Annotated in this window: 9 protein-coding genes and 1 pseudogene; 7 read left to right on the top strand and 3 right to left on the bottom strand. The window is 28.8% G+C overall.

Annotated elements, in window-relative coordinates; genetic code table 11:
* Positions 1 to 313: 313 nt before the first annotated feature.
* From ACJMLH_RS06275 to ACJMLH_RS06265, 3 genes are all read right to left on the bottom strand, one after another.
* Positions 314 to 1,030 (bottom strand): hypothetical protein, encoded by a 717-nt coding sequence (locus ACJMLH_RS06275; RefSeq protein WP_405275820.1) that lies wholly within the window; start codon positions 1,028 to 1,030, stop codon positions 314 to 316.
* A gap of 1 nt (position 1,031) precedes the next feature.
* A complete protein-coding gene (locus ACJMLH_RS06270) occupies positions 1,032 to 2,537 on the bottom strand; it encodes an AAA family ATPase (protein ID WP_405275818.1) in 1,506 nt (501 codons plus the stop codon).
* 101 nt (positions 2,538 to 2,638) lie between these two features.
* Complete coding sequence (locus ACJMLH_RS06265) at positions 2,639 to 3,940, bottom strand: hypothetical protein (protein ID WP_405275816.1); 1,302 nt, start codon at positions 3,938 to 3,940, stop codon at positions 2,639 to 2,641.
* 239 nt (positions 3,941 to 4,179) lie between these two features.
* Here ACJMLH_RS06265 and ACJMLH_RS06260 point away from each other — a divergent pair, with 239 nt between their 5' ends.
* The 7 genes and pseudogenes from ACJMLH_RS06260 to ACJMLH_RS06230 all read left to right on the top strand — a co-directional run.
* Positions 4,180 to 4,851, top strand: coding sequence for a zinc-ribbon domain-containing protein (locus ACJMLH_RS06260; RefSeq protein ID WP_405275814.1), 672 nt, complete (start codon positions 4,180 to 4,182; stop codon positions 4,849 to 4,851).
* A gap of 18 nt (positions 4,852 to 4,869) precedes the next feature.
* A complete protein-coding gene (locus ACJMLH_RS06255; RefSeq protein ID WP_405275812.1) occupies positions 4,870 to 5,112 on the top strand; it encodes a hypothetical protein in 243 nt (80 codons plus the stop codon).
* Positions 5,113 to 5,172: 60 nt separating this feature from the next.
* Positions 5,173 to 5,535, top strand: a complete 363-nt coding sequence (locus ACJMLH_RS06250; RefSeq protein WP_405275810.1) for a tetratricopeptide repeat protein — start codon at positions 5,173 to 5,175, stop codon at positions 5,533 to 5,535.
* Between the two features lie 61 nt (positions 5,536 to 5,596).
* Positions 5,597 to 6,019: a DUF1232 domain-containing protein gene (locus ACJMLH_RS06245; protein WP_405275808.1), complete on the top strand. Its 423-nt coding sequence runs from the start codon at positions 5,597 to 5,599 to the stop codon at positions 6,017 to 6,019.
* A gap of 46 nt (positions 6,020 to 6,065) precedes the next feature.
* A complete protein-coding gene (locus ACJMLH_RS06240) occupies positions 6,066 to 6,407 on the top strand; it encodes a hypothetical protein (protein WP_405275806.1) in 342 nt (113 codons plus the stop codon).
* Positions 6,408 to 6,437: 30 nt separating this feature from the next.
* Positions 6,438 to 6,947 carry a zinc-ribbon domain-containing protein gene (locus ACJMLH_RS06235; protein WP_405275804.1) on the top strand — a complete coding sequence of 170 codons (510 nt, stop codon included), beginning with the start codon at positions 6,438 to 6,440 and terminating at the stop codon, positions 6,945 to 6,947.
* Positions 6,948 to 6,969: 22 nt separating this feature from the next.
* Positions 6,970 to 7,539, top strand: a pseudogene (locus tag ACJMLH_RS06230) (hypothetical protein); the annotation flags it as partial.

Here is a 7,539-nt window from a genome sequence, read left to right as displayed (position 1 = left end):
TGGAATTCCTCCACGATAGTTTTCAGCTATTAGCTTTAGATCATCTTCAGTCCATTCAACAGGTTTGGTTAACCTTTCATCCAAGTCGGAATAGTCATATGATCCAACTTCAAAAAGTTCATGTCTCATCATTATCACATTTTTATTATATTAATTATTATATATTTTATTACTTATTTTATATAAATCTTTATTATAAAAAATCAGTAATGAAAAAAGTATATAAATGAAATTGATAAGACAACTTCAATAATTACTAAAAAATTTGATTATTAAAAAAAGAGTTAAATGAATTAGTTAATGAATAAATCGACTAACTAATTCTTTCAGTTAATAAAAAATAATTGAACTGGTATCTTGCATATATTTCGTAAGAATCAATTAGCTTTCCCTGCTCCAATCTATCATAATTATTTTTTAAACCAATATCCATAGATTGCAACCTTTGTTTTGATTTATTCCTATGAGGATTATCATCATAATGACTTACAAAAATAATTAATTTCTTTTCTACATTTTCTAAAAATTTTCTAATATCTTTTATAGGATAATCATTATCAAGACAATACTGTTCATATAATGCAGGAATGACAATATTTAAAGATTCTATGGGCTTTAATACTAATTTAAATAAGACTTCATCACCATAATAATTATTTATCTTTCTTAAATATTTCTTATAAGTATTAGATAAACAGTTATACTTATTTCCGTCAGCATTAACATCTTTTGAAATTAGCTCTAACATATCTTTTGCATTTGGACTATTGAAATTATGAAATTTAAATTCAATTAAATATAAAGATAACTTACCATCATTGTGTTCCTTATAATAAAGCGCATCAGTGGTTGTAGGTGCTTTTTCTAAAAGTTTACAATCCCAACACATTTCATCAAGTGAATACATTTTAAAATCATTTTCAATTAATGGTTCATCATAATCATTCATAGATATTTCAGTTATGCTTTTAAAAAACTTCTCATGGCTTTTGATAAACTCAATGAATTCTTTATTTGTTAAATTATCCATTTTATTCACCCAAGCGTTTTTTTAATCTGAGCTGGTCTATTAAATCATATGCATTTCCTAAATTATCATAGACTTTAAATATTTCATCTGAGTTAATTTTAACAAAATTATATTTTCCTTCATCTTCGGAAGGTTCTGTCAAATAATAATTTATATCATCTTGCATATCATAAAATTCGCAAAATGCATCCATTGATTCAATGAATAATGGGCTGTGGGAATTAATATAAATCGTAACATCCAATTCTTTAGCTAGAAGAACAAGAATTTCAGCAAATTTAAATTGCCATTCTGGATGTAGATTAACTTCAGGTTCATCAATTATTAAATAATCTCCTTTATGGAGTTTATTATTTAACAACAATAATTGAATAATTCCTATTTGTTTTATTCCTGATGGAGTATCTGTAGTAGTAATAACTCTTTTTTCACGAGGGAAATGTTCACTAAATGCAGAATTATCTATTTTATTAGTATGGAATATAGGGAAAAGCATATTAGAATACCTCCCTCCAATTATACTCTTGATTTTTTCAAGAATATCTTTAATTTCATATAATTCTTCATATTTTTCATTATCTTTATTTTCAGATAACTCATCAAGAAGCTCATTAGTATGACTTAAAATATTGGTATTACGAATAACGAGTTTGCGTTTTGAATTTAAGTTTAATATATTAAATAAATCAAACATCGATACATTATCAAAATAATAAACATTATCAATAAATCCATTATTAAAAAAATATTCATATGCATTAGTTTTTGAATTATCAGATAACACCATTTCAAAACCAAGAGTTTTTTTACCTATTAATCCCCGTTCTTCTTTAATTAAAAGTGATTGAACACATTCCCTACTAACCTCATATGAATCCTCATCAAGATATATCTTAAGGGATTGAGCAAATAACATACACATGCCATGAACAGTACTTGTAGTTTGATAATAACTTTTTTGATGATCCAAATCAAAAATTTTTTCAAGAACATCTATGAATCTTTCAGACCAATCAGGAACCAATTCAGCCACGTCCAATAACTTAGAAGTCACATCATCATCTTCGAATTCAATTTCATCAATATTTATAAGCCCTTCACTTTCTAATTGTTTAATATGAGATTCAAATTCTTCAGAGATTTTTTTATCCAATTCTTCCTCTTTTGTTTCGCACACAGTTTCATGTTTTTTAGTTATATTATAAAGAGCACTATATTTTTCAAGAATCTCATCTTCAGTATCAGTGACTTCAAAAGCTTCCGGAAAATCATAATCAACAAAATCTTCATCCAATAACTCTATAAGTTCATTGAATTCAAAAACCATTCTTTCAAAAAGATAATCTCTTCTTTTAGTAGAGTTTCCTTTCAAAAAAGAATAAAATATTCTACTTAATGTGGATTTACCACTTCCATTAACACCACTTACAACATTAAGTTTATTTATTTCAATATTAGCTCGATTAATTGATTTATAATCATTAAGGTTTATTATTAATTTATCCATTATGCTCCCTACTTTTAAAACGTTGATATTATATAAAAATTAATAGTATTAATAAGTTATGTTTAATACACCAATTAAATCATCTCCTCGAATATTAAATATTATACTTCAACACCGCTATCAGTTAAAATCCTCTCACCAACCGGCTGCTCCTCTTCAAAGTTACTGAGATAGTTTTTATAGATTTCATCACCTTCAGAAGAAAGTTCCATGATATATCTTAATACATCATCTCTGGAATAGCTGAAGTAAATATCTAAAGTTTCACTAATGCCCATTAACTCAAGCTGTAAGTTTAATAATTCATTACAATACTTTAACACCCACTTCTGGTCATTGGCCACATTAACAATAAATCCTGTAATAGCTGAATCGTTAATGTACTCGGCCACGTTCTGGTTGGATTTTTCATTACCTGCCTGAGATTGAGGAGTTACAAAGGTTCTTAAAATATTATTCCTAAAGATTTCAGTCTGCCGGGTATAATCTGACTGGTAGTTGTTACCCCCCAAGATTTTAGATTCGATTCCTGGGGGCACAATAGCCACATTACTTCCGGCAGTTGTACCATAATCAGCATAAAGATTTTCCTTAGCTGTGGATGAAAGCTCAGTAATGTAAGGTTGACCGTTAGCATCCATTGCAGGCTTAACTTCAATAATATTGTCCTTATTAATACGCTCTACTTGGTTTCTTTCAAGATTACATTTATGATAGATATCATCCAAACAATTCAGGATAATGCTTTGAGCTTCAGAGTAGATTTCATTATACATAAAGTTAATAACTTCATCTGGATCATACTTAACCGTTAATGTTCCCTCTTCAACACTAACATAATTATTGAACTCTTCAGGAGATCCATTAACAATATCTTTAGGCATCTCATGAAGGTATAGCTGCACTTCATTATCATCATTGAATTCTTTTTTTAATCCATAGCCATATGCGCCGATTTCTAAAAAGATGGGTTTAATGTATTTGCCTATTTTTTTATCCCATCTTTCTACAGGTTTAATTAATCCCTCTCCATCAACCATTCCTCCTTGCAAAATATTTTTAGCAACTTGGCTGATGTCAATTTTTCTCGCCCATAAAATTAAAGTAAGTTTTTGCTCAGCTGAAAGTTTATTGTCCTTATCTACAAGTACAATATTAACATTAGCTTTATCAATTCTGTTTTTCAGAATTCCTGAAGTATAGCCGTCAAGTTTAACAGCATAACGAGCATTAGCTATTGTTTTATTGATTACTGGCGGAAGTGCATCTGGAAGGTCAAGGCCAGTGTTGATTCCATCAGTTCTAGGTTGCCTTTCATCCTCTCCCCAATAGCTGCGCTTAGTGTTGTACTGTTCTACCCTATTATTCAATAATCTAGTTTTAATATAATCAGTAATTCCCATATAACCATCCTATCATTTTTAATTTTTACATTAGTTTATATTTATTATATTTTTTATTATTTAGTTTATATAAATTATATAATAAATTTTAATGTGATGGAATCTTGTTATCAAATCGATATTTATAAATAAATATTGATTTAAGATATAATATTAGAAGTAATAAACTGTGTTTAATTAAACATGATTTTGAAATAATAAATTTTAGAATTAAATCTTATTCTAAAAAGGGTGATGATATGGGAAAAATTTATTGCACAGAATGTGGCACAGAACTAGACGATACTGTTAAATTCTGTTCAAGTTGCGGCACACCAATAGATAATAAAAATATGCCTCCCAAAACTAATGAAGTAAAAAATAACAATAAGACTTCAAATGAAGGTATTAATGTTAAAGAGATATCTAAAAAAGCAAATAATACTAAATTTTCTGCTACTACAAAAATCTTTTTAGGAATATCTGCATTTTTTATAATATGTGTTCTTATAGTAGTTGCGTATGTAGGATTTTCAATGATGGCTGCACCTAATGCTGATGTTAGTGAAAACACTTCGGAAACTCTTTCTCCATCTTTTACTGACACTATTGATGGCATTAATTTTCAAATTCCTGAAGGTTACAAAACTGTTGGTGGAACAGATAACCAAAATAAAGGTACTAGAGTAACGTATGATAGAACTTATTCAGGCCCTGGTGCGAATACTCTTGACATTTCTGTTTCAACTGCCAAAGGTAATTTTTATTGGGATTTAAGTCAAAATCGTGAGTACGATGATGTTGAAAAAACAATTAATGGACATACTGGCGTGCTTAAATCTTCAGGGGCATTTTCCTATCTTAGTGGTGATAAATTAGTTGTTATTATTGGAGCAGATGAACAACAATTAGAAAGTATAATTATAGAATAATTTAAAGGAGGAATAACTATGGGTTTTTTACAGTTCGCATTAGGAGCTGCAGTTGGAATGGCAAATGCTGCAGGGCAACGACAAAGAAGAGCGATGCAATTAAATGAACGAGGCATTATGTTAGCTCAATCTTTTCGTTATGAAGCCGCATTGGAATGTTTTTTACAAGCTGAACAATTAGCTCCTACTGATCCTGCCATAAAACAAAATATCAGATTATGTTATGAAGCTTTAGACATGATTGATAGATACGGATATTAGAATTTCTGTCAATTAATGAAAAATTATTTAATTTAAAAAAATAAAGTTCGGAGAGATTAAATGTACTATGATGAAGAAGAAATAAGGAAAAAAGCAGAAAGAATACAACGATTAATTGATAGGGCAATGGAAACTAATAACCTAGATATTGCTATTAAAAAACTTGATGAAGCTTTAGAAATAGCAGAGGAAGATGGTGTTTCAAGTGTTGTTTCAATAATTTGGGGCATGAAAGGAGCCACATTTTTTGATTACGGTGCACCACCAGTTCTTGCAATTAAGTGTTTAAAAAATGCAATAATGGCAGACCCAAGTAATGAAAGCAATTATGATCTATTAGCTAGGATATATATTGAAATTGATGAACCTGAAATTGCTATGAGATATATGAACCAAGCTAGAATGTTATCTAGAGGTTATTAAATAAGATGATAAATTTCTATAAATTTAATGATAAATATAAAAAATGGAGTAGGTGTATTTTATGACTGAATATTTAAAAGATTACTATGATACTTTAATTGAAAATTTAAATGCATATGCAGGGGAATATGATTCATTTATTAATCATGGTCCTAATTTATATAAATTACTTTGCGATATCTTAGAACAAGATATTCCTCAAAATTTAAGAAAAGATATTTGTGGAGCTATTGCTTATTATGTAATTCCAAGAGATGTAATCCCAGAACACATATATGGTCCACAAGGATATGTTGATGACGTATATCTTTCAGTTTATGTTTTAAAACTTGTAGCCGAAGAATGCGGTTATGAATTTATTCAAAAAATATGGGATAAACCAGAAGATGTAAAAGATGTTATGGCAGAATGTGAATCAAAAGCTTTAGAAATTTTAAAAGATGATGAAATTGAGGCCATCTTAAGTTATGTTGGTTTTAAATAGATATTTTATTTTATCTTTCAATTAATCAACTTGATATGGTGATTAAATGAATTATGCGGAACAAATAATGGAATACATGGCTGAAGCTATGGAATATGCAAACTCCAGAGATTTTGTAAAAGCAATTGAATATTTTGATAAAGCATTAGACTTATGTTCTGAAGGTGAAGATGATTTTGTTATTTCATCAATTTGGGGTTTGAAAGCTTGTGCATTTCATGATGGTGGAGCCCCACCAGTTATTGCAATTGAATGTTGTAAGAAGGGAATTCTTGCTTATCCCACTTATGAAAAAAATTATGAAATATTAGGTCACTTGTATATTGAAATTGATGAACCTGAAAAAGCAATGAAATATTTAAATCAAGCAAAATTACTATCTTACTAAAATGATAGTTCTTAAATTAAAGGTGATTTTATGGGAAAAATTTACTGTACAGAATGTGGTACTGAATTAGATGATTCAGTTAAATTCTGTTCAAGCTGTGGTACATCATTATCTGATGAAAATAATACACAGGCAACTTCAAACGAATTAATAAATAAAAATAATTTTACAACTGATGACATAATGAGCAAAATGCAAATATTACCCATCATCGCAGGCATTATCTTAACATTCCTTATTTGGTTTTTAATGAGAATAGGTTTATTTGGTGTGACTCTTTCAGTAGATGCTATGTTTCCAAAAGGTGTTAGTTATTGTCTTGTTATAGGTACTTTAATATCAGGTTACTTATGTAAAAATGGCATTAAATTTGCATTAATTTATGGAGCTCTTGCATCAATTATAATAGCTATTCTCTTAGATAGTATAGAGTATATGTCTACATATCACCCAGAATATTATTTCTTATGCATAATAGCAGGACTTGTTGGTGCTTTTATTGGTAACTTTATAAGAACCAAAATAAAACAAACAGGATAATTATTTTTACTTAAGGGATAGAATGTCAATACTTTTAATAATTGTAATAATGTTAATCATAGGGGTATGTTGTGCTGCATTGGGTAGTGGTGGCAATTCTAATAAATCAAATGACTCTTATACAAGTAATCAAGCTAAAAGACCCACTAATAATCTTAGCAGTACTTCTGGAGTTAACTGGAAAAATTGTCCTAATTGTGGACATAGAATAAATGAAGTAGCAAAAAAATGCCCATATTGTAATTATGAATTTGCTGGATATACATCTTCTAATTCTAGTTATACCTCCAGTGTTGGATCAAAATATTGTCCTGAATGTGGGCATAGATTAAATGGATCAGCAATAAATTGTGGTTTTTGTGGTTATAGTTTTAGCAGTGGAACAAGTGGAGGAAATATTATGGTAAATACAAGACATATTAATAAAAATGGTTTATCATTTGACTGTCCTGAATATTATGATATAGGCAGTTATCCTAGTAGTGATGAAGCTTATTCATCAATTGTAGCTTTATCAAAAAATGATAGGCAATCTGAAATATATGTTATGAAGTATAGAAATCATGCTTTTGACAATAATGCAAAAAGGAAT

This window comes from Methanobrevibacter sp. (assembly GCF_045116495.1).
Taxonomy (GTDB): Archaea; Methanobacteriota; Methanobacteria; order Methanobacteriales; family Methanobacteriaceae; genus Methanocatella.
Note: the sequence above shows the minus strand (reverse complement) of the source record. Positions and strands in the feature narration are given on the sequence as shown.

Excerpts from the sequence above, each read along its gene's own strand:
- ACJMLH_RS06275 (WP_405275820.1), bottom strand. The coding sequence starts at position 1,030 with ATGGATAATTTAACAAATAAAGAATTCATTGAGTTTATCAAAAGCCAT.
- ACJMLH_RS06270 (WP_405275818.1), bottom strand. The coding sequence starts at position 2,537 with ATGGATAAATTAATAATAAACCTTAATGATTATAAATCAATTAATCGA.
- ACJMLH_RS06265 (WP_405275816.1), bottom strand. The coding sequence starts at position 3,940 with ATGGGAATTACTGATTATATTAAAACTAGATTATTGAATAATAGGGTA.
- ACJMLH_RS06260 (WP_405275814.1), top strand. The coding sequence starts at position 4,180 with ATGGGAAAAATTTATTGCACAGAATGTGGCACAGAACTAGACGATACT.
- ACJMLH_RS06255 (WP_405275812.1), top strand. The coding sequence starts at position 4,870 with ATGGGTTTTTTACAGTTCGCATTAGGAGCTGCAGTTGGAATGGCAAAT.
- ACJMLH_RS06250 (WP_405275810.1), top strand. The coding sequence starts at position 5,173 with ATGTACTATGATGAAGAAGAAATAAGGAAAAAAGCAGAAAGAATACAA.
- ACJMLH_RS06245 (WP_405275808.1), top strand. The coding sequence starts at position 5,597 with ATGACTGAATATTTAAAAGATTACTATGATACTTTAATTGAAAATTTA.
- ACJMLH_RS06240 (WP_405275806.1), top strand. The coding sequence starts at position 6,066 with ATGAATTATGCGGAACAAATAATGGAATACATGGCTGAAGCTATGGAA.
- ACJMLH_RS06235 (WP_405275804.1), top strand. The coding sequence starts at position 6,438 with ATGGGAAAAATTTACTGTACAGAATGTGGTACTGAATTAGATGATTCA.